A 21651-nucleotide genomic window follows, 5' to 3' on the forward strand; every position below is an offset into this window, starting at 1 on the left:
GGATTTTGCGAAGGAGTGCCGTACCGGGGAGTACGGTCGACTGAGTAAAACTCCCTTAGAGCGGTAATGGGCAAGTGAGAGCGGGAGCATGTTTATGAAATATCCGGGCTAGCCTTTATCACGACTGAATTGTCTCTATTCCTTTTCGAAGACTTGAAGAAACACACTTTTAGAAGCTTTTCGTAATGTGCGTTTTTTCGCCATCAATGCGTAATGAGAAGTAAGGAGTATAAGATGAGATTAAAAAACCCGATTCACTTTTATCAGTGCTTGCTGGCAAGCCTGGTGCTTTTGTTCTCAATGACGCTTCAGGCAGCTTCCGATGCTGACTGGCAGAGAATCGGTGAGAAGCAGATCATTCCAACGGATGATACAACCACGATCCGAATTATTTCTGAAGCGAAGTACGTCCCTTATAAGTCGATAAAATTTCACATTACCCGGGGCGATCTGAAGATCCGTTCTGCCAAAGTGCATTTGAGTGATGGTCATGTGATCAATCTGAGTATTCAGAAACTGATCAAGGTAGGACTGGAAACCAGAGAGCTCGCAATTCCTGACCACTTTCGTTCCATTAAAAAAATCGTCTTGTATATCAAGGCTCCGATCGATCACTCATCCAATGTGATTGCCTATGGCAAAAAAGCCGATACAACAGACGAACAGCCATAAGCCAAAAATGCAGCTCGCCCTGAAAATATAAAACAGCTACAGAACCAGAGAGCTGTATTTTCATCGTAAAAAGTCGTGAGCAGAACAGCCTGCCAGCCCAGGCAGGCTAATCTTTTTCCCAAGAGTTTTTTGTTTCTCCAGTTATCACTTCCGATGTCTCCATGATCCTCTAATAAAGTTTTTTCCTTATTGGGGAATAAACCCTGAACTCACCCCGTCTTTGGCTGTGTGTAATCTTTATGGTGTTCCTATGTCTCAATCTGCAAAACAGTTTCAACAGCTTACAACCCCCTGGCGTGACCGGTTGTTCTCTGTTGCTGTAAGACAAGCAGACTCACGACAGAGAGCAGAAGACTGGGTACAGGAGTGCATGCTTAAAGCCTGGAAACACTTCTCAGACCTTAAAGAGACAGAGACCGTTTATGCCTGGCTTCTGAAGATACTCCATAGCGTCATTGTTGATGATGTCAGAAAAGAATCCAGACGAGCACAACTCGCGCCCGTTGTTTGTGTAGAGGATGAGGAGTTACAGAAACACTCATCATCCGCCTCTGGTCCCTTTGAGACACTTTTACAGAAACAGAACCAGGACCAGTTAAATACAGCCATTTCAGCCCTTCCTTACGAGTTCAGGGAAGTTCTTCTGTTCAGGGACGTTGAAGGGCTCAGTTATCTGGAAATCAGCGAAATTCTTGGAATCCCGAAAGGGACGGTGATGAGCCGACTTTCCAGAGCCAGAAGAATGCTATCAAGCACAATAATCAAATCGAGCGACAACCGTTCGCCTCAAGTTCGCACTCATTTAGCAGGAGGTTTGTCATGAACGCTTCCTACAACACAGAAGATTCTAAATGGAAGGAGCTGCATAACTCCCTTCAGGACTTGCTGGCTGGCTATGTCGACAATGAACTGGAAGATGATGAAGTAATGATTGTAGAGGCTCATCTTGCAGGCTGTAAGCTCTGCCGTGATGACCGTGCAAGACAGATTTCTCTCAATCAGAGCCTGAGTTCACTGCCTCTTGAAAGAATGTCTACTAATCTACATGAAAAGTTAGACCTGATTACTGAACAGCCCCAAAGTACTATTGAAACTCGAAAGCAAAAGCCCAAAGTTCCTACTCCCACCCGATGGCTGGAGCGTCAGTGGCTAAAACTGGCCTTTTCAACCGGAGGCTGGGCAACCGCTTTTGCATTGGTAGTGGCTCTATATATGCAACAGATGCCAAATACTCCCCATAGCGATATTCCAATGGTGGCTGATGCCCTGTCTCAATATCAGACAGCTCAGAAAAACATACTACCTGTTTCACAACAGTCAACGGAAGCACCTGCCAGTTGGCCGGGAGGAACTCTGCTCTCCAGCTGGGAAACCTCCATAGGAGGGGCTCCTGCTAAGGTATACGCCATGCGTAGTGGTAAAGACATCGTTTTCCAGTACCGCATTGATGAATCCGTTCTCTTCAGAAATCCGGAAGTTCGACAGGCAATTGCTCAACAAGGCAGTTACTCAAGTGAAAAAGACGGTACAGAGGTTCGGGCACTCCCCATGGAGTCCTCAGGCCTGCTGATGGTCGGCCCATGCAGGGCTATGCCAGCTGTTAACGATTTGAAAATTAATACGATTTGAACCGGCTAAAAAGCCTGACTGAATAACCAGTACCCTCAAGTGAGATCTTAGGAATGAAAAAAGTTAAAGCACTGGCGACCTCAATTGCCCTGGCTACTTTGGCAGCATCCTCTATAGCCTCTGCCGCTATGAACATGGACACCATGGATAATCGTGAAGGTATGTTTTACGACGCTTCTATTCAGCATCATCCTGCAGATGGCGTGATCAGACTCTACGGTCCAGGTGGCCCTCACTCTGCTTTGATCAAAGTAGCTGAAGCCTATGAGAAGAAAACAGGCCAAAAGGTAGAAGTTATTTTTGGACCAGAAAAGAAATGGACCCGTGATGCTCAGGCCAAGGCCGACATTATCTTTGGCTCTTCTGAACAGTCCATTACAGCTTACCTAGAAAACTATCATTTCATCACCCAGAAAGATGTTCAGCCCGTTTATATCCGTCGTGCAATCATTGCGGTTAAAAAGGGCAACCCCAAGAACATCCAAGGTTTTGATGATCTGCTGAAACCAGATACCAAAGTGGTTGTGACCGAAGGTAAGGGTGTTTACAACACTTCAGGCACAGGTGTTTGGGAAGATATCGCGGGTCGTGAAGGTTCCCTGCAAGATGTGCAGAAGCTGAGAAAAAACATTATTTCTTTCGAGAAAGGCAGCGGCGCTGGCTTTAAAGAGTTTAATGAGCAAGGCGATGCCTGGATTACCTGGATCGACTGGCCTCTGACCAACCCTGGCAAAGCGGACTACGTAGAGCTGGAAAAAGACAGAACGATTTACAGAGACATGAACATTGCCGTGTCTCCAAAAGCTGACCCGGCGACAGCCGACTTCGTTAAATTCCTGAACAGTAGTGAGGGGGAAAAATTGGTAGCAACTCTAGGCTGGACTCGCTAACACCTGCCCTGAGCTCAATGTCTGTGTGTATTGGCTGAAAGTTCCCTGCCTTCAGCCCTTTTTATTGTGAAAAATTTTCGTTGCTGTGAGTAGTAAATATATTTCCACTCATGGCTGTTTCTCGCTAACTCAACTCTCCCAGGGACATCCAAAATAATGAAACCTCGTCTGATAATGATGGTTCTGGCAACCGTACTGAGCAGTGCTTCAGTATGGGCATCTGATATTTCTACAAGCACCGCTATGGGTGATGTCTATGTAGATAACAGTGGTATGACACTTTATACCTTTTCAAAAGACAGCAATGGCAAATCAGTCTGTGAAAATGACTGTGCAGACCGCTGGCCACCGTTTATGGCTGACGGTATAAACAGTGAGTACTTCACTGATACTCCAGGGTTCAGTAAAATTGTCAGAAGTGATGACTCAAAGCAGTGGGCCAAAGACGGCATGCCTCTGTACACCTGGTTCAAAGACAAACAAAAGGGCGACATCACAGGTGCTGGTGTAGGAGGCGTATGGCCTTTAGCACGAGTGGATGACGTTACAGTCAAGCTCTATAACAGCGGCCAGAAGCGCTTCCTGGTCGACTCTCAGAACAGGACTCTGTATACCTTCGATAAGGATCAGCAGAACAAGTCCAACTGCTACGGTGACTGTGCTGTTCAATGGCCACCAGCTTATGTAAATGCTGATCTGACAAAAGGCGGAATCAATAACATTAAGGCTTCTGGTGGCTTTAGTATCGTCAAACGTAATGACGACTCTTATCAGTGGGCTTATCAGGGCCAACCCTTATATCGTTGGTTTAAAGACAAAGCTCCAGGTGAAACCACTGGCGATGGCGTCAAAAACGTCTGGCATATTGTCTCCAAGTAAAAATATCTTGCCCAAATGAGTCTTTCTGTTTGGCTGAGTTCGCTCAGCCAAATACTGAATAGCCACCGTCCACAATCAATGTTTGCCCGGTAATGTAGCTGGCATTCTGACTGGACAGGAACAATGCTGCATTGGCGATATCTTCAGGCGCTCCCCAACGTTTCATGGGGGTTCTAGCCATGATCGGGTCGTTCATTTCCGGTATATCTTTCATCACGGATGTCATCCGGGTATCGATCATTCCTGCGGCAATCGCATTGGCACGAATGCCATGCTGAGCCCAGCTGATCCCCAGAGTTTTACTTAATTGCACCAAGCCCGCTTTAGCCGCTCCATAGCCTGGCACCATTTCATGGCCAAAAAATGATGTCATGGAAGCTATGCCAATAATGGAGGCACCTCCAGGCAACTCACTCTTTGTTAACAGAGGCTTGCAGACACTGGCCAGATCAAACGTCGATGTCAGATTAATCCTCAGTGCCTGGTCAAACACTTCAGGATTCCACTCATCCTGACCTCCAGGCAAACTGGCCCCTGCATTATTGATAAGAATATCCAAACTTTCCAGGTCATCAGCCAGAGCCTGAATAGCTCCTCTGTCTTCGACTTTGAGCGATTTATAGGTAAAGGCAGACAGATCATTGTCGTAGTCCTGAGCGGTTTTTCTGGTACCGGTAATCGTCACCTGAGCACCAGCAGCAGCAAAGGCTGACGCAATACCGTATCCGATGCCATTACTGCCCCCCGTCACCAGTACCCTGGCTCCGCGAAAATTGTATTCTGCGCTTGCGTTGATCATAGTTTTTCCTTGTTCTTATCAAGATCAATATGGCTGGCAGTTCACCAGGACTTTAATGGCACTTTCTGGATTTCTGGCGGTTGCCAATGCCTCGTCAAAATCATTCAGAGAATACCGGTGACTGATCAGTGACTGAGGATCAACCTGCCCACTTTCCAGCATTTCGATGACCTTTGGAAACTCGGTTGGGTAAGCCATGGAAGCAGTGATAGTCAGTTCTCGAATCAGAACATTAACCAGATCCAGCTGAACGGGTTCTTTGTGGACACCCACAACGACCAGTCGCCCCCCTCTTTTAGACAAACTGACCGCTTGCTGAAAAACAGGGCCAACCCCTGTTGCTTCAAAATAGAGATCGGAGTCAGAAACAGGCATTCCCATCAGACTGGTTGAACCATGCCGTTCTTGCAGGAACACTCCCAAGTCGCCACTGTCAGCCAGAAATGGAATAGCCCCGAGGGTTTCGGCAACACCCAGACGATGCTCAGAACGATCGACAACGATTACATCCTTCAAACCGTAATAATTCAGAACCTGAAGAATGCCTAATCCAATAGGTCCAGCACCAAAAATAACCGCACGATCTTCAGGTTTGGCCTGTCCCTGATGAACTGCATGCATGGCAACGGACAAAGGCTCTATCAGGGCACCGGTTTCAAAACTCATACCATCAGGCAGCCTGATCACAGCCTGCTCGTCTTTGGCAGCCCCCTTGACATGGAGCCAGGGAGCAAAGCCACCTTCAGAACCATAGTTACCTATCCCGTTGCCGTTAGCCTCAGGATTGACAGTCACCCTGTCACCGACCCGGACATGGGAAACATTGTCGCCTGCTTCCAGAACAGTACCGGCTAATTCATGACCCAGAGGCATAGGTGAGTCAGGACCCAGTCCTCCAGAGGCAATGTACCCGAGATCCGAGCCACAAATACCGCACTGTTCAACCTGGACAATGACATCATCAAGCCCGGCAACTGGCCGCGCGACAAGATCCAATTGAACCCGATCCGGACCGTGTATTCTAATCTGTGGCATCTGCTTCATAATTCCTGAACCTCTTCAGTCAAAGCCTTCGATTTAACAAGACCTGTTTTGCGCTGGCCCAGATGATCGATCTGATTCTGCAACCAGGAGCTCAGCCAGAAGTTCTCACTGAAAGTCAGAAGTTTCTGGTGAATAGTGACAGCGGCATCCAATACCATCTCGTTATCGTCTTTTGAGAAAGCGATATCAAGAAGATGCAATGCTTGTTCATAACATCCCTGTTCAACTTTTTGTTGCGCCCGCCCCACCAACGCTTCAACGCCTCCAGCCAGGTCTAGCAGGTCACTGTAAACTGACGACGGTGGTGTTGCATAAAGCTCGGTCGTAGACTGATGATGAAACCAGCCGGCATAATGTTCCCAGATAGCCCTTACTCCCCAGGACACCTTGCCGTATCCCTCTCCTACTTCGATCTCAGGTGGAATCTTTATTTCCTTCATCAAGGTATGGACATCTTTACCCTCATTCATGCCTTTGACCGTCTCATCATGCACATGATGAATAGCATCACGAAGACAAGTCAGTTCTTCTCTGATCACTGCTTTTCCCACTACTGGAGCATGGTGACCATAGACAATCATCTCAGGTTCAAGATCCAGAACAGTCTGAACAGCTGAAGCTACTGTCAAAGCATCGCGATAACGATCACCACGAATGGTGACCAGATTAGGAAAGTGGCCAAAGGGACAGCCGAAGAGATTGCCGGTAAAGCAGATGTCATGCTGTGGCAGCCAGACAATCAGGGAATCATTGGTTTCCGCGCCGGGAACAGCTATCAGTTCTACATCCAAACCTCCCAGAGTGAAGCAATACTTATCCTCAAACAAAATGTCAGGACTGGGAACATCCTGAGCAGGAAAATCAGTAATCCCCTGATCGGCATAGTACTGAAAAGCGTCCATAAACTTGCTGGTAAAAGCAAAGCCGGACCTATTACCCCGAAATGCTGAAAGTCGCTGATCGTATGCCTGATGTTCAGTATTCCCGGCCTGGGCAATCACCTTTAAGTCATCATGCTCTTCTCTGAAAAAACCAACTCCCCCCACATGGTCAACATGTCCCTGGGTGAGAATCAGATGTTTCACTGGATCTGGTGAAAAACTTCCGAAGTTCTTTCTGTGAATGGGAGCTTCAAAACCCATACCAGAGTTAACCTGAATACAACCTGCAGGAGTCTCTATCAGATAGCAGTTAGAAAAGCCCTCTGACATGATGATGAAGTCATTGATGCGCTCACCACCCAGGCGTGCAGGCTCCGGTGCCACTGGGCGGGATTTATAGATGGGTTCTCTCATTATTATTCTTCCCCGACTGAATATGTCCTATTTCCAAGGTTACTTTGTGCTTTATTATCTGGACTCTTGCTTCACAGGAAACTGATCAAAATAAAAGCTGAATCGTTGACTCAACTCCTGCCTGGAGATGCCAAAATCACCCTCAAGATCATAGATAACCTGACCTTCCTTTCCCCTCGGATGAGCATCAACATAGCCCTGTAGTTGCTGTCTTGCTTCTACGGTCATTTCCAGGCCAGCCTTACTATAGATTTTCTCTACCATCGCCAGATCATCTGCCATAAATTCATGGAAAGGCACATCAATGCTCTGATCGTCAGGTAGTTTTGATCGATCTATCGAACAAGCTCTCAGCAAGTGCTCTATGCGATCTGGCCAGTAGTCAATCAGGCCGCCGGTGTTCACAGACTTTCTGCTCATTCTCTGACCATAAGCCAACATGGTGACCGTGGATTGGATAACAGACACTGGATCACGATGAGTAACAGCAATGGTGGCATCAGGAAAAACCTTGAGCAGTACTGGTAATTGCTCAAGATGCTGAGGACACTTCAACACCCAACGGGTTGGAGTGTCTGTATCCCGTTGTTGCCAGATCAAAATCTTCAAGACAGTTTTCATGTATTCATAATGTGGCGTCTGGTCTGTCGCATAATAATGATCCCGCCATCGGGGAGACTGGGTCAGCCATTCATAGTTATAGGAAGCAAAGTCCGGCCCCATCAGTTCCAGCTCTTCATGGATATGGTCCGGGTTCATGGGGTGCATAGCTGCCAAATAGGGTGTTGCCTGCTTCATCATCTCCCAGGTATCACTACAGCGCTGATACCGGGGATCTGTGCCATCTGATAGAAGTTCTTCACCGGGAACCGGCACTGGTTCATAAGACTCCCAAAGTGGCAGAGCTCTGAGGCGTTGATCGGAGGCCATCAAATTTAAAAGATGAGTCGTGCCTGAACGTGGCAACCCAGCCACAATAATCGGCTTTTCAATCTTTATGTCATGAATTGCCGGGTGTTTTTTCAATACGTCATGAATCAATAAACGACTGCTGGCATGCTGAACCAACTTGTTAAACAGGCTCATCCTTCCAATCTGCCTAAGACCAGAGTCGCTGTTCCACTCATTAACAAGAAGATCCAGCCGTTCAAGAAAGTCACTGTCACCAAAATCATCCAGACCTGTTTTTTCTCTGGCCTCTGCCAGAACAGATTCACGGCTTAACTCCACTCTCAGAGTTTCATCAAACTCCAGAATGCTCTTCTGTAGATCGGTGTAGACCGGATCCCTCAGATCATTGATACGAATCTCTTTGCTCATGTCACTCTCATTATTTTTGTCATGATGCTTTCATCACCCGAATGATGAAAAAGAACACTGAGTAAACTTAATATGCACGTATTAAAACTGAACTTAATACTTGAGTATTAAAATATCAAGACAAATGCTTTATTATCTAATTCTCTAGTCACTTAAACTTCACACAATGAAAACAGCCCGAAAAGACACACTTACCACTCGAAAAAATCTCACAGATGCAGCAGAAAGGTTGTTTGCCGAAAAAGGCATAGATAATGTCAGCCTGGTAGATATAAGCCGGGCAGCAGGACAGAAAAACCGTTGTGCCCTGCAATATCATTTTGGTGACAAAGCAGGGCTAATCAACGCTGTTCTGGATAAACACAGTAAAGAGATAGATCATGCCCGGGGAGAAATGCTGGATATATTGAATGAGAAAGGAGAGTACTCTCTTCGTGATGCCGTTTGCATACTGGTTAAACCATTGGCCAGAAGAGTGGAACAGAATCAAGGTGGCAAGGCATTTCTCAGTATCAACAGTCAGATGATGTCTTCAAGCCAATATGCCGACTTGCGAGTACAGCGTGTGCCGCTTCTGCCAGACACTCAGAGGCTGTCGTCCATATTCAAAAAGAAAATCAAGGTAGAAAGCCCTGACGAATTCAGTGCCCGGATGCTGATTGTTGATTGTATGCTGTTCCACAGTTTATCCGCTTACAGTTCACGGCCTGTTAGCATTGAATGGGACAAGTTTATCGAGAATCTGATCGACAGCATTACAGCAGTCATAGAAAGGTAAATTTAGCAGGAGAATCGCTTGCTCTTGATACCCATTACCTTGCCGAGCCCTTCTCGGCAAAGAGCCAGTTCCAGAGCACTTCGAATAACTTGAGAATTATCCAGAGTCATAACGTCATCAAGAATTTCTTTGGCTCTTTCCAGGGTGATTTTTCTGAGTGCCCATTTCACCTTCAGCAAGTTGGTGGCACTCATGGAAAGCATATCAAAGCCCATGGCTAACAGAAGTACAGAAGCGACCGGGTCGCCTGCCATTTCGCCACATATCCCTACCGTTCGACCTTCTTTATGACAATCTTCAACAATCTTGCGAAGCGCCTGCAAAACCGCAGGATGGAAAGAATGGTATAAGTCCGCCACTCTGGGATTGTTACGGTCCACGGCCAGAAGGTATTGAGTAAGGTCGTTGGAACCAATCGAAAGAAAGTCGACTCTCTGGGCTAATTCGCGTACCTGATAGACGGCAGCAGGCACTTCAATCATGACACCAACCGGAGGCATCATGACCGGCAAGCCTTCGGACAATACTTCGCCGTGGGCCCTGTGGATAAGATGCAGAGCTTCCTCCACTTCAAAGACGCTGGTCACCATGGGCAGCATAATACGAAGATTATCCAGACCGACACTGGCCTTGAGCATCGCTCTGATCTGAACCAGGAAAATTTCCGGATGATCCAGGGTTACCCGGATACCCCGCCAGCCCAGGAAAGGGTTATCTTCTTCAATGGGAAAGTAAGAAAGCGCCTTGTCTCCACCCACATCAAGCGAACGCATGGTAACGGGTCTGGGAGAAAATGCTTCCAGCTGCTGTCGGTAGATTTTTTCCTGCTCTGCCTCACTGGGAAACCTTTCCCGAAGCATAAAAGGAACCTCTGTACGATAAAGACCCACACCTTCAGCTCCCCGATCCAGAGAACGAACAGTGTCAGTCATAAGACCGGTATTAACCCATAAAGGCAGTCGGTGTTTGTCCAGTGTGACACAAGGCAGATCGCTGATGGCCTCAAGCCCTTCAGTGAACTCCTTTTCTTCTTCAACGACCGCCTGATAATGTTCCAGCAACTCTTTGGACGGAGAGGCATAAACCAGCCCAAGGTTACCATCGACAATTAACTGCTTGCTGGACACCTTGTGGTAGGGAAGATCCACAGCACCCATAACAGTAGGAATGCCCATAGCTCTGGCCAGAATAGCCGCATGGGAGTTACTGGATCCCTGGATAGAAACCAGACCCACCAGGTTTTCACGGGGTACATCCGCCAACATACTGGCCGTGAGTTCTTCGCTGATCAGAATGGTCTGATCGGGATAAGTGATGCACTGCTGGTCGTGTTGCTGAATGCCTGCCAGAACCCGCCGACCGAGATCTTTTACATCAACAGCACGCTCACGCATGTAAGCATCATCCATTATCTCAAAATTACGAACGTGCTCGTCTATAACCTGTCTGAGTGCGCCTGGAGCCCAATTACCCTGTTTAACCCGGTTCTTGATTTCCAGCCCAAGGGCATTGTCGTCCAGCATTCGCAGATAAACATCGAATAACGCCTGTTCTTCTGCTGGCAAATGGCCGGAAAGCTTGTCGGCTGTCGCCTTCATTTCCGAACGCACTGTTTCCAATGCCAGATCCAGGGATGCCAGCTCTTTTTTCACATCATGACAGGTACGATCAGGAACCGCCCCCAGATCAGCCACAGGTGCCACCACCACAGCTTCACCAATAGACACCCCGGTTGCACCGGGAGTCCCCTGAAAGCGGGCAGTTTTCTGGGTATTGACAGTGACATGCAAAGAACCCGTGGCTTCCGCATGGGCGATAACACCCGCCAGCTGCGCCGACATGGTGACCAGGAAAGCTTCTTCATGCTCGTCAAAACGACGCTGTTCTTTTTGTTGAACGACAAGAACACCCAGAATCATTCGGTGATGAATGATGGGTACGCCCAGAAAAGCATGGAACTTCTCTTCACCGGTTTCTTTGATGTATCGGAATTTGGGATGCGAAGACGCTTCTTCCAGGTTAATGGGCTCTTCTCTGAGACCCACCTGACCAATAAGGCCTTCGGACTGGGATAACCGGGCGACACCTACAGCCTTTTTCTTAAGACCTTCCGTCGCCATAAGCGTGTAAACAGCTTGCTCTGCATCGTAGAGATAGACAGAACAGACTTCTGTCTCCATCGCTTCCCGAACCCGCTGCACGATAATATTCAGCGCAGCCTGCAAATCAGAGGCGGCACTGACTTCCTGTACAATCGCACGCAGGGTGTTCAGCATGGTGACTTAATCCGGTCTACTTATCTATCTCCTGTGTCTGTTATCACTGGAATAACAGACGCCCGACTCTGTTGTTTACCATGAAATGGTTTTCAATGCGGTGACAGACAAAAACAGACCTGTGTCTGTTATTCAGAGTAAGACACTCTTGCTGCCATCACCTGACCTTGCGACAGGCCAATCAATAATAAAATATTATTCACTTTTGCATCCGCTTGAGAGTGGCATAGTTTTCATCACTCAAGCGTCACAATAATGATTGCTCTCACTGAATATTGTCTGAGCCTTTCAATCCTGTGTCAGCATTGAAAATAGTCTCAGTATCTACAAAAGTCATGAGTCTTTATTAGCCTGCAGGCGTCCTATTCGGGGAGCCAGTTCGCGCAAAGCACGACGATAGACTTCCCTTTTGAAGGAAACAACCTGCCCCAGTGGATACCAGTAACTGGCCCATCGCCAGCCATCAAACTCTGGTGATCCTGTATGATCCACACTAATCCGGTCATCACTGCTTAACAATTCCAGCAGAAACCACTTTTGTTTCTGCCCAATGCAAAGCGGATGCTGGTCTCTACGAACCAGTCTTCTAGGCAGGCGATAACGCAGCCAGCCACGAGTGCAAGCCAGAACCCTTACGTCTTCCGGCTGAAGCCCAATTTCTTCATACAGCTCGCGATACATGGCTTCTTCGGGGGTTTCATCATCGTTTATGCCCCCTTGGGGAAACTGCCATGCTTCCTGTCTGATTCGCCTGGCCCACAGGACCTGTCCGTGATGATTAGCGAGGATTATGCCCACATTGGGCCTAAATCCATCTGTATCAATCACGTAAGCGGCTACCTTAAACTATCTCTTACTTTGCATTGTTTCATAAACCGCTGCAAAACAGCAATCGAGATCTTTGCAATCAGGATGCCACTTTTGATACTCAGTCTATTGTTTCAACCTATCGTTCTTCAAAACTATGACAAGGGTCTCAAAAAACCTTATTTTTCGATTAATTCAGGAGCAAACAACTGAGCGTCTTGATATGGGTTAAGCATGATCCCGACCACAATACCCGCCCTAATAGAAAATGCTTTGATTGTGATATTTGAGTAATAGAGGGTCATTGCTATGAACGTTTTCATAGTACACTCAGACCACACTTTTCAGCAGTGAAGTCTGGCAGGAGGATTTGTGGCGCTGGCAATTTTTGATCTTGATAACACCCTGATAGCTGGTGACAGCGACTATCTCTGGGGACAATTTATGGCCAATGAAGGAATGGTGGATGCTGTTCGCTTTCATGAAGGCAACGACCACTTCTACCGTCAGTATGAAGCGGGCACGATGGTTCTCAGTGAATACCTGGATTTTTGTCTCGAGCCCCTGACCCAGTACACACTGGATGAACTCAAAGTCTGGCATGACAAATTTATGGAAAAGATCATTCGTCCCATCATGCTGGAGAAAGCAGCGAACCTGCTGAAAAAGCATCGGGACCAGGGTGATTACCTGATGATCATAACCGCTACCAGCCGATTTGTTACCGAGCCCATCGCCAAAGAACTCAACGTAGACACCCTACTGGCCATAGAGCTTGAGATTGACGACAACCGCTACACTGGCAAAGTCGTTGGCACACCGACCTACCAGGAAGGAAAGGTAACCCGTCTGAAGCAATGGCTTGAGGAAAAACCTGAATACTCTCTGGAAGGCAGCTACTTCTATACCGACTCAAAAAATGACCTGCCACTTTTGAAACAGGTAGACAACCCTTTTGCGGTCGATCCAGATGAACATTTGGCCAACGAGGCCAGAACCAATGGCTGGCCAATTCTGTCTCTGCGCCCACTCCACATATAATATCCAGAGCCTGTTTCATTCCAAATGGAGCAGGCCAAATATTTTACAGTCTGATCTCAATATGTGCTTTATTTTAGACAGGTGGGACTAACCCAGGTGTTTCATAAATTGCTGCAATGCTCACGCAGAACCTTGTGGTACTAATGAGTTTGGCGATTGAGCGCCGTACTGGTGTGTGCGGTCGATTGAGCCAAGCTTTCATAGTGCCGCAAGGGGCAAGTGAGGGCGCACGCAAATTTATGAAATATCCGGGCTAGTAGCTGGCCATATGGAATCAAATATTCTGATTTATTGGGCAGTTGCTCATAGCTGGAATTTTATCAGCTGACCTTAAAAAACAATCATGCACTGAGGAAAAGTCCGATGAAGTTTCTTTTGGCATCCAACACCCTGGAGCATTTCGCTTTTAAGGATTTTATCCGGGCAGCACTTCACACTCACACCAATGCGCACATTTTATTCACAGGTGATCTGTTAAATGTTTTTCCCGAGCCTGGAGAAAATTTAGAAGGTTCCATCTTTTTCGAACTGTTCGGAGATATTATGGTCAGAGAGATGAAGTCACTGATTCATTCGCGTTTTCGCGATGTACAGAATTCCAAGTTAACACCTCTTCTGAAGCAAATGTTTCAACCGATGGGCGACTTCAGCAACGAGGCAAAACAAATTGCCAGGCAACGTTACTCTTCGCTGTTTACCGAGTTGGAAGAATCTCTGGGCGAACAGAATCTATGGTTCATACCAGGCAACATGGATTACCCGGATCTTGCCGAAGGTCATACATTTAATTCAACGCGTTTGATACAACTAGACCAGTCGTGGTTCGAAGCCGATGGCCTCAAAGTCAGCGGTCTGGGCGGAATTCCCAACACAGCTCATCCATTCCGCAATGTGACGGAGATCAGCCCCTACGAAATGTGTGAAACAGAGTATCTGCACCGCCTGAATAAAATGGTAGGTACCGATGTTTTGCTGACGCATCTCTCGCCAGATGAATTTCCACCGCTGAAGGATTTTCTGATGGAAACTCAAGCGCGGTTGTTGATCTGCCGGGCTCCGTTTGATTTTCGTCGGCAAAGCGATTTTCGTGGCGCACTGAAAGTACGTGACTATGCAGATGGTAAAAGTGTAATAATGGTACGTCCGTTTGATTACCCTTCAAACCAGGCATATGTTTTAGACTTGTTTCAGGAGATGGGGCCGGTCAAGCAACATCTCGACGTATTTTACTGGTCTCATCGCTCTCCTCTGACCGAATAAAAAGACTACAGACAACCTCGGGCTGGTTTTTATCACCCATGTTCAATCCAATGACAGCCTGCGTTTGCCGGTGGCTGACATTACAGGTCTGACAAACAAGAAACAGATTATCTCGGTGGTGGATATAGCTCAGTCAGCCGGGATCGTGCCCATTGACCTCAAAGCCTGGCAGGCCGATTTTGTCATCGGCTCCAGTGTGAAGTGGCTTTGTGGCGGTCCGGGCAGCGGTTATCTGTGGGCCCGTGATGAAATCGTCGAACAATGTGAACCCATGGATGTGGGCTGGTTCTCTCACCAGGATCCCATGGAGTTTGATATTCATCACTTTCAGTATGCCGAGGGTGTCAGGCGCTTTGCCGGCGGAACGCCTTCTATCATGCCTTTTACATTATCTGCAGAAAGTATCCGAACGTTGGACAGCATCGGTACTGAAACGATTTTCCATCATAATCAGAAGCTGATTACTCGTATTATTGATCAGATTAATCAGGGCAAGGTCCGCTCACCCTTACAGGAAACGATTCAGGGAGGCACTCTGGTTATCGCGTTTAAAGATGATCGCAGTGCACTGGAAGCCATGACAAGTGCAGGCATATTCTGTGACCAGAGATCAGAAGGGCTGCGTTTTTCACCCCATATATACAACACGCAGGAAGACGCAGACCAGCTGATTGAAGTGATTAACAGTCTGTAAACATAGCTTCTTCTATTCTCCCCAAGTTGCCGCTTGTTTCTTCACAGGTGGCCTCCTAAAATATTCCGATCAATTCTAGGCATTACTAACGATGATAGAAGTTACAGACAGGGAAATGGAAAGAGCCTATCGTGATCATAAAAAGTCTTCAATGTCCTTAAAACCTAACTCTTTCTCAGGACTCACTTGTCTTTTTTATGCTGTAGAATGTGGATTAAAGTCAGTACTGATGAAGCGCCAGCAACAAGTCACAACAGAGAATGTCGAAAGCTTTGGTCATAATCTCAACAACATGCTTGATGCATTACGTTGTGAAAAGAGCTTACGCCTACCAAACAATATTGCCCTAGAACCACTAAAACGCCCTCAACAGCAAAGAAATTCCTGCCAAAGCGAACTCAACCAAGTTTGGCGCTATGGTGTTATGCTAAGAGACTCAAAACAACTGATTGAGCTGACCAGTAAGCTGGAACAAATCTGTTCATGGATTAAACAGGAGCTGCGCGGATGAACCTCTTAAGCTGGCTGGATATAGAGCGAGTCTTAGCCTCTGAAACTCAGAATTTCACCAAACTTCCTGAGGGTATTTCCAGCATACGAACATATAGTGATGCTATTGAAATAGATACCATCAGTGAAGATCGCTCTCCAGCTTACGAGTTACTGAAAAAAACCTTTGGAAGCCACTGGCGTCAGGAAGGAGGCAATGCTCAAGTATTTCTATCCTATTCTAGTCACAGTGCGATAGACGTCATTATCAACCAAGATGCTGAACTTGATGCCCGCTCAGCCAAACCCCTATGGAAGGACTTAGGCTATGCTGATGAAAATCCCATACTGCCTAAAGCTCCTGAGCCTTTCTCTGGTAAAAGTAGAGTAGTTGCTTTTCACTCCTTTAAAGGTGGAGTTGGTAGAACCACATCGTTACTAACTTGGCTTATGGCTACGATCAGGCAGTCACATAAGTCTGAGGGTTCAAGACCACTAAGAATTTTATTAGTTGATGCTGATTTGGAAGCTCCAGGGCTAACTTATCTTTTTAAGCCTATAGATAGGCCTGAAGTGTCATGGGTTCAGTTACTTGAGGCAACCCATTATCCACCTGTAGATAGCCATAATGTTATTCGTTATTTCTCAGATGAAGTAAAACGATTTACTAAACATGTTATGGGAGCCGAAGTTTGTTTACTTCCGGCTTTCTCTGTTACAGATCATATGGATATGTCACAACTTATCGATATATCCGTTCGACCAGAGCATCTGGCTCGCGGCTTGGATCAACCATGGAAATGCACTGATACCCTTCAAAAACTCGGCAATAGTCTTGATGCTGACCTGGTTCTGATTGATTTGAGAGCTGGATTAAGTGAACTCTCAAGCCCTCTTCTTTTTGATCCAAGACTAGAGCGCTTCTTGGTAACAACTCTCTCAGAACAAGCTGTTCAAGGTACACAGTTCATTCTCCAAAAAATGTCAGCCCTTGCTGCAACTACTCAGTGGCAACAACGGTATGGCAATGACACTTTGGCTCCGAGAGTCATTGCCACTTTCATTACCGATGAGTTTAGAAAAACTGACCGCTACTTTTCTGGCATTGAACAACTCAAGAAAGCTTACGATCTAACTAAAGATGATGAGAATGAAAATGCAGCTGACAGTCTAGAGATAATTGAAGGTGAGTTCAGCTCAGCCATGTTACATATTGGAGACTGGGACAATGCACTACGAGTCATTGAGAAAAACAATCCTCTACTTGAAGAAGCCGAAGAGTGGGCAAAGAACTTCTTGTTACCAGATTTGGTCTCAGAATTAACTCACTGTCAAAAAGAAACAACCACTAACCAAGCAAAGAAGCTTCTTGAGTTAAGCGACAGGCTCGTCTTTGCTGAAAAAGGTGAGAGTGATCGCCTATTACTGACAGACCCATTACGCGAACTAGCTCAGAGGCATATTACTAAGCTCCCTCTTGTAGTCTCTATTGGCGCTAAGGGAGCAGGAAAAACCTTTAACTACATACAGCTTTGTAGAAGAAAAAGCTGGCTTACTTTTCTGAAAGAATCACATGTCACGTTAAGCAATGAGGATGAAGCACAACTCAATAAAACGTTCATCCTACCGCATATCCACTCAGAAAATGCTGAAGGAGAGGCACTTAGTGCTGTCCTTGGTGCCAGAGATCACTATTACAAAACAACAAAAACCCAAAGTGTATTCTCATACTCACGCTTTGACGATCAGTTAACCAAAGCGCTTTCTGATCAAGCTACAGACTGGTCTCAGTTTTGGGAAAAATCCATCATTGAATTACATGGAGCAAACCCATCAGAAGTATCTGACTTTGCAAGTTTGACTCTATGGCTACAAGAAAAGAAAGTCAGAACCATAACCATTTTTGATGGTATAGAAGATCACTTCAAAACTGTTAGCTCAGATAAAGCACAAGCCTCGGCTTTAAAAGCTCTTATTAAAATCCCCAACCGTCTTCAGGAAATACGGAATTGTCCCATGGGGATCATTACTTTGATAAGAGAGGACTATATAGAAGCAGTGGTCCCTCAAAACCTTGGTCAGTTTCGTTCAAGATATGAGCCCTATCAACTAGTATGGGATGCTGATGCATTCCTACGTTTAACTTACTGGACATGCCAACAAGCTGAACTTGATTTCGCCGACTCTCCTGTTGAGAAAATGACTAGCAGTGAAATATCAGCCAGGCTCCATAAACTGTGGGGTTTAAAACTGGGAAAACCTACCTCTCGTGAGGCCTACACTGTAAGATGGGTCTATGCTGCTCTCTGTGATTTGAAAGGGCGCCTGCAAGCTCGAGACATTGTCAGATTCTTAAAATTTTCCAGCTTTGAAACTTCGAAATCTACTTCCACGATAAGTGATAGAGTTTTGTCTCCAATGGCCATGCGAAAAGCAATGACGGCTTGCAGTGAAGGTAAGGTAGATGAAGCAAAAAAAGAGTTTGCTGTACTAGGTGACTGGATAAAAACGCTGTCCAGCGTAGATCCCGAGCACAAGCAAATTCCATTTTCCGCTAGCGATGTTGGACTTGAGAGTGAACAGCTGGAAAGACTGGTTGAGTTTGGCATTATTTATGAAGATAAACGCAAAAACGAAAGTAAACGTTATTACTTGCCAGAAGCTTATAGAAAAGGCTTAAACTTCACTATGGCCAGAGGCGGAAGGCCAAGAGTTCAAGCGATGTTGAAAGAGTCCTTAGGAAGGCTTCCTGTAGATATATAACTTTAACTCTCTCAGGCTCTATATTCGATGAGCCTGAGAGACATGTAATAAATTCAGACTCGGGTCACTCGAGCGATGATCGCCTTGATGTATTCTGTCTCCGGAATGGCAGGCAGAACAGGGTGGTCTGGTCCCTGATGCCCCTGCTCAATAATTTGCAGATTGCGATCGATATGGCGGCTGCCTGCCCTCAGAGCATCAAACAGTGAATCCTTCTGAAGGTGCATAGAGCAAGAACAAGACACCAGAATGCCGTCCTTTTCCAACAACCTCATGGCCAGTTCATTGATACGGCGATAAGCCTGCTCACCGGCTTTGGTATCTTTGCGTTTTTTGATAAAGACCGGTGGATCAACAATCACTACATCGAACTTTTCACCTTCATCTCTCAACGCTTTCAGCGCTGTGAAAGCATCCCCCTGAATCGATTCAACACGATCAGCAAGGCCGTTGAGCTCAGCGTTCTCATGAACCAGATCCACAGCCTGTTCAGAAGCATCAACACAGACCACCTGACTGGCACCAAACGCGGCACACTGAACACCCCAGCCACCGACATAACTGAAAACATCCAGTACTCTTTTACCATTTACGTAGTGACGCAGACGTTCCCGGTTCAGACGGTGATCATAGAACCAGCCTGTTTTCTGGCCTTTCATGACCGGAGCTTTAAATCTTACACCGTTCTCTTCCAGCTCAACTTTTTCTGGCACCTCACCATAAGCAACCTCTACATACTCAGGCAACTTTTCCAGTTGGCGACCTGTCCCGTCGTTTTTCAACAAAATGCCTGAAGGCTTGAGCACCTTGACCAAGGCATCAATAATCTCATCCTTGACCGCTTCCATTCCGGCAGTGGACATCTGGGCAACGACAATATCACCAAAGCGATCAACCACCAGGCCGGGCAGCCCATCACTGTCACCAAAGACCAGACGGTAGAATGGCTTATCGAACACCCTTTCCCTCAGGCTAAGGGCAACCTGAATACGGTGCACCAACAGTGAACGATCCAGAAAGTACTTGGTATCACGACTGACCAGACGGGCACAGATCAGGCTGTTCGGATTAATATACCCAGACCCGAGGGGTTTACCTTCAGCACTGACAATCTGAATAAGCTCTCCCACCTCAAAGTCTTTAAGGGGAGAAGCCTGAATATCGACTTCGTTGCTGTAGATCCAGAGATGGCCAGCCTTCAGTCGACGATCAGCCCGGTTCTTCAGGCGAAGAGTTTTTAACGTCATGGAGTTACTACCAGAGCGGCAAGAGGGATAAGCGTCTCATTATAATAACTAGCCCCACATTCTCCAAAGCAACTATTGAAGCCATATTTAAAAGCCATTAAGCTCAGCTGAGTTTGATAGGGAGTTGAAAGGTTTAAATCAAGCCTTTCTATTGCAGCCAGTCACAGTAATCTGACTGCAGCAAGAAGTATAAAAACAAATGGAGTTTGTAGTAGTGTCCTCATATCACACCCCACGGCAGAACCATCTGATTGCTGGAAAGCATGGTGGCGTCAAAATCTTTTGCAGCCCTAACGCATTCCCCGTCTACCAACAGCTGGCAAGTAAATCGCACAATGCTAACTACTGGGCAACACTGATCATAAGAGCCGTTAAAGGGCTCAAAAGCGGAGCTGTAAACAGTAAAGATGTGTTTGTTCGCACTTCCTCAATGCACCAGGGATTACAAGATTTTCAAATAGTATTACCGGGCTGCAAAGTCTTTGCTCAGCGCCATGATAATGGTGATTATGTTATTAGCTCGATTGTGCATGCTGATGATTACAATCAACTGCAAAAATCCAATGAAGCTCCTGGCTTGCATAGAGCTAACAGAGAAGGCAGTTTGTGGAAAACTGAAATAGCAGAAAATAATAAGGTAAAAAATCGGCCCACCATTAGTGTAGTTGCCGTTTCTGATACTGGATTTAGTAGACCTGCATATGCAGCTGAAAGAGTAGGACCACGAATCAAAAAGACAGTCAATAGCAGTGTTAATACAACGGGCTTCGATCTGTTCTTTACGCCTGGTAAAGGCCGAATCGCAGGCCTGAGCAATCTTCGCCAGGCCATGAAAGCAGACACCGATAAAAGCCTGAACGAAGCCTCGGCCTTACTGGCCAATATTATGAAAGATTCACGAAAAGAGGAAAATATCACCTGGTTTGCTGACTTTGGTGGTGTTGCCATTTTGACACAAGCCATGAACATTCTTAACCGTCATAACCTGAAACTGAAAGGTCATACTCTCTACCTTCATCGGCCTACAGCACGTAAAGACAGTATATACAAGTTGAGTCAGTCTCTTGGAATGACCGTCGATAGAACCTTCGTAACCAGTAACCCTCTGAATACCAACGAATTAATAGGCTCTGGTAGCCTCACACTTCCTTTTCTTCGCAAACAAAAAGAAGACAGCTATACCCTTTTACAAATGGGAATGGATATAGGCAAGGGGATTACGGGAGGTACGAGTGTCTGGAAAGCTGGAGCTGCATTAGCCACAGCAGCTTCAGCTGCAGCCCTATTCCCGGCATCCGCTACTGTTATTGGAGCCTTGGGATTAGCGGCTAAAGCCAGTGCGACTATCCCAGTCGTTGCTGCCCATATGCCAAACACCACCGATCGAATCATGGCGAAGTTCTGACTATGTTCTATCTACCCATCCAGTTACGAGAGCCTACAGAGCTGGTAGTCCCCAGAGGTCCTGATTTTTCGAAAGCAAACTGGGCCTCTGTCAACTTTGGCGGCACCATTGTCAGGCTTCGACTACCCAAACACAGGCCTCCTCATTCAGACTTGGAAGAAACTCATCTGAAAGGTGAGATTCAACTCAATATCAAAAGTACCTATTTGAATGCCAATCCCACCGGTCACTGGCAACACTGCCATGCTCTGGTACGTGACTGGCGTTTTTGCGGCCCCTGGTTTACCGGGACACTTGGCAAGGTTCACTTTGCATTAAGTGTCAATAAATGTCAGCTTCAAAATAAGTCTGAAACCCTGTTTC

At 46.5% G+C, this 21651-nt stretch carries 19 protein-coding genes and 1 pseudogene; 13 read left to right on the forward strand and 7 right to left on the reverse strand.

Translation table 11 applies throughout. The annotated features are described in order from the left end of the window. Positions 1-234: 234 nt before the first annotated feature. The 5 genes from ACR2PX_RS07185 to ACR2PX_RS07205 all read left to right on the forward strand — a co-directional run bounded on the left by ACR2PX_RS07185 (position 235) and on the right by ACR2PX_RS07205 (position 4070). Positions 235-672 (forward strand): hypothetical protein, encoded by a 438-nt coding sequence (locus ACR2PX_RS07185; protein ID WP_433998673.1) that lies wholly within the window; start codon positions 235-237, stop codon positions 670-672. A gap of 250 nt (positions 673-922) precedes the next feature. Continuing rightward, positions 923-1495, forward strand: a complete 573-nt coding sequence (locus ACR2PX_RS07190) for an RNA polymerase sigma factor (RefSeq protein ID WP_433998674.1) — start codon at positions 923-925, stop codon at positions 1493-1495. Next, entirely contained in the window at positions 1492-2301 is an 810-nt protein-coding gene (locus ACR2PX_RS07195) for an anti-sigma factor family protein (protein WP_433998675.1), read from the forward strand. Before ACR2PX_RS07190 ends, ACR2PX_RS07195 begins: the two co-directional genes overlap by 4 nt. A gap of 53 nt (positions 2302-2354) precedes the next feature. Continuing rightward, positions 2355-3191, forward strand: a complete 837-nt coding sequence (locus ACR2PX_RS07200; RefSeq protein ID WP_433998676.1) for a substrate-binding domain-containing protein — start codon at positions 2355-2357, stop codon at positions 3189-3191. Between the two features lie 156 nt (positions 3192-3347). After that, entirely contained in the window at positions 3348-4070 is a 723-nt protein-coding gene (locus ACR2PX_RS07205) for a hypothetical protein (protein WP_433998677.1), read from the forward strand. A gap of 43 nt (positions 4071-4113) precedes the next feature. Here the strand turns inward: ACR2PX_RS07205 and ACR2PX_RS07210 are convergent, their stop codons facing one another. The 4 genes from ACR2PX_RS07210 to ACR2PX_RS07225 are packed head-to-tail and all read right to left on the reverse strand — an operon-like array spanning position 4114 to position 8528. Continuing rightward, positions 4114-4869: an SDR family NAD(P)-dependent oxidoreductase gene (locus ACR2PX_RS07210; RefSeq protein ID WP_433998678.1), complete on the reverse strand. Its 756-nt coding sequence runs from the start codon at positions 4867-4869 to the stop codon at positions 4114-4116. Positions 4870-4893: 24 nt separating this feature from the next. Then, a complete protein-coding gene (locus ACR2PX_RS07215; protein ID WP_433998679.1) occupies positions 4894-5904 on the reverse strand; it encodes a zinc-dependent alcohol dehydrogenase in 1011 nt (336 codons plus the stop codon). A 5-nt stretch (positions 5905-5909) separates the two neighbouring features. After that, positions 5910-7208, reverse strand: a complete 1299-nt coding sequence (locus ACR2PX_RS07220; RefSeq protein WP_433998680.1) for an MBL fold metallo-hydrolase — start codon at positions 7206-7208, stop codon at positions 5910-5912. A gap of 54 nt (positions 7209-7262) precedes the next feature. Beyond that, a complete protein-coding gene (locus tag ACR2PX_RS07225; RefSeq protein ID WP_433998681.1) occupies positions 7263-8528 on the reverse strand; it encodes a sulfotransferase family protein in 1266 nt (421 codons plus the stop codon). A 166-nt stretch (positions 8529-8694) separates the two neighbouring features. Between ACR2PX_RS07225 and ACR2PX_RS07230 the strand changes: the two genes are divergently transcribed. After that, positions 8695-9306, forward strand: a complete 612-nt coding sequence (locus ACR2PX_RS07230; RefSeq protein WP_433998682.1) for a TetR/AcrR family transcriptional regulator — start codon at positions 8695-8697, stop codon at positions 9304-9306. A 2-nt stretch (positions 9307-9308) separates the two neighbouring features. On the opposite strand, the gene ptsP is transcribed toward ACR2PX_RS07230, so the two are convergent. Continuing rightward, on the reverse strand, positions 9309-11582 hold the full coding sequence (ptsP, locus tag ACR2PX_RS07235; RefSeq protein ID WP_433998683.1) for a phosphoenolpyruvate--protein phosphotransferase: 2274 nt from the start codon (positions 11580-11582) through the stop codon (positions 9309-9311). 333 nt (positions 11583-11915) lie between these two features. Beyond that, positions 11916-12410, reverse strand: coding sequence for an RNA pyrophosphohydrolase (gene rppH / locus ACR2PX_RS07240; protein WP_433998684.1), 495 nt, complete (start codon positions 12408-12410; stop codon positions 11916-11918). A 351-nt stretch (positions 12411-12761) separates the two neighbouring features. On the opposite strand from rppH, the gene ACR2PX_RS07245 reads away from it, so the two are divergent. The 5 genes and pseudogenes from ACR2PX_RS07245 to ACR2PX_RS07265 all read left to right on the forward strand — a co-directional run bounded on the left by ACR2PX_RS07245 (position 12762) and on the right by ACR2PX_RS07265 (position 18636). Beyond that, the gene (locus ACR2PX_RS07245) at positions 12762-13430 is read left to right on the forward strand and encodes an HAD family hydrolase (RefSeq protein ID WP_433998685.1); all 669 of its coding nucleotides are present in this window, start codon (positions 12762-12764) and stop codon (positions 13428-13430) included. Between the two features lie 363 nt (positions 13431-13793). Beyond that, a complete protein-coding gene (locus ACR2PX_RS07250; protein ID WP_433998686.1) occupies positions 13794-14690 on the forward strand; it encodes a metallophosphoesterase family protein in 897 nt (298 codons plus the stop codon). Between the two features lie 16 nt (positions 14691-14706). Continuing rightward, positions 14707-15384: pseudogene (locus ACR2PX_RS07255) on the forward strand (aminotransferase class V-fold PLP-dependent enzyme); the annotation flags it as partial. Between the two features lie 91 nt (positions 15385-15475). Further along, positions 15476-15895, forward strand: coding sequence for a hypothetical protein (locus tag ACR2PX_RS07260; RefSeq protein ID WP_433998687.1), 420 nt, complete (start codon positions 15476-15478; stop codon positions 15893-15895). Next, positions 15892-18636: a KGGVGR-motif variant AAA ATPase gene (locus ACR2PX_RS07265; protein ID WP_433998688.1), complete on the forward strand. Its 2745-nt coding sequence runs from the start codon at positions 15892-15894 to the stop codon at positions 18634-18636. The genes ACR2PX_RS07260 and ACR2PX_RS07265 overlap by 4 nt, the downstream gene beginning before the upstream one ends. A 53-nt stretch (positions 18637-18689) precedes the next feature. On the opposite strand, the gene ACR2PX_RS07270 is transcribed toward ACR2PX_RS07265, so the two are convergent. After that, positions 18690-19883, reverse strand: a complete 1194-nt coding sequence (locus tag ACR2PX_RS07270; protein ID WP_433998689.1) for a class I SAM-dependent rRNA methyltransferase — start codon at positions 19881-19883, stop codon at positions 18690-18692. A gap of 214 nt (positions 19884-20097) precedes the next feature. On the opposite strand from ACR2PX_RS07270, the gene ACR2PX_RS07275 reads away from it, so the two are divergent. Continuing rightward, complete coding sequence (locus ACR2PX_RS07275; protein ID WP_433998690.1) at positions 20098-21288, forward strand: hypothetical protein; 1191 nt, start codon at positions 20098-20100, stop codon at positions 21286-21288. A 2-nt stretch (positions 21289-21290) separates the two neighbouring features. Continuing rightward, positions 21291-21651: hypothetical protein (locus ACR2PX_RS07280; RefSeq protein ID WP_433998691.1), on the forward strand; the 361-nt coding region annotated here is incomplete at its 3' end.

Source organism: Endozoicomonas sp. (assembly GCF_051008435.1).
Classification (GTDB): Bacteria; Pseudomonadota; Gammaproteobacteria; order Pseudomonadales; family Endozoicomonadaceae; genus Endozoicomonas_A.

Excerpts from the sequence above, each read along its gene's own strand:
- ACR2PX_RS07185 (WP_433998673.1), top strand. The coding sequence starts at position 235 with ATGAGATTAAAAAACCCGATTCACTTTTATCAGTGCTTGCTGGCAAGC.
- ACR2PX_RS07190 (WP_433998674.1), top strand. The coding sequence starts at position 923 with ATGTCTCAATCTGCAAAACAGTTTCAACAGCTTACAACCCCCTGGCGT.
- ACR2PX_RS07195 (WP_433998675.1), top strand. The coding sequence starts at position 1,492 with ATGAACGCTTCCTACAACACAGAAGATTCTAAATGGAAGGAGCTGCAT.
- ACR2PX_RS07200 (WP_433998676.1), top strand. The coding sequence starts at position 2,355 with ATGAAAAAAGTTAAAGCACTGGCGACCTCAATTGCCCTGGCTACTTTG.
- ACR2PX_RS07205 (WP_433998677.1), top strand. The coding sequence starts at position 3,348 with ATGAAACCTCGTCTGATAATGATGGTTCTGGCAACCGTACTGAGCAGT.
- ACR2PX_RS07210 (WP_433998678.1), bottom strand. The coding sequence starts at position 4,869 with ATGATCAACGCAAGCGCAGAATACAATTTTCGCGGAGCCAGGGTACTG.
- ACR2PX_RS07215 (WP_433998679.1), bottom strand. The coding sequence starts at position 5,904 with ATGCCACAGATTAGAATACACGGTCCGGATCGGGTTCAATTGGATCTT.
- ACR2PX_RS07220 (WP_433998680.1), bottom strand. The coding sequence starts at position 7,208 with ATGAGAGAACCCATCTATAAATCCCGCCCAGTGGCACCGGAGCCTGCA.
- ACR2PX_RS07225 (WP_433998681.1), bottom strand. The coding sequence starts at position 8,528 with ATGAGCAAAGAGATTCGTATCAATGATCTGAGGGATCCGGTCTACACC.
- ACR2PX_RS07230 (WP_433998682.1), top strand. The coding sequence starts at position 8,695 with ATGAAAACAGCCCGAAAAGACACACTTACCACTCGAAAAAATCTCACA.
- ptsP (WP_433998683.1), bottom strand. The coding sequence starts at position 11,582 with ATGCTGAACACCCTGCGTGCGATTGTACAGGAAGTCAGTGCCGCCTCT.
- ACR2PX_RS07250 (WP_433998686.1), top strand. The coding sequence starts at position 13,794 with ATGAAGTTTCTTTTGGCATCCAACACCCTGGAGCATTTCGCTTTTAAG.
- ACR2PX_RS07260 (WP_433998687.1), top strand. The coding sequence starts at position 15,476 with ATGATAGAAGTTACAGACAGGGAAATGGAAAGAGCCTATCGTGATCAT.
- ACR2PX_RS07265 (WP_433998688.1), top strand. The coding sequence starts at position 15,892 with ATGAACCTCTTAAGCTGGCTGGATATAGAGCGAGTCTTAGCCTCTGAA.
- ACR2PX_RS07270 (WP_433998689.1), bottom strand. The coding sequence starts at position 19,883 with ATGACGTTAAAAACTCTTCGCCTGAAGAACCGGGCTGATCGTCGACTG.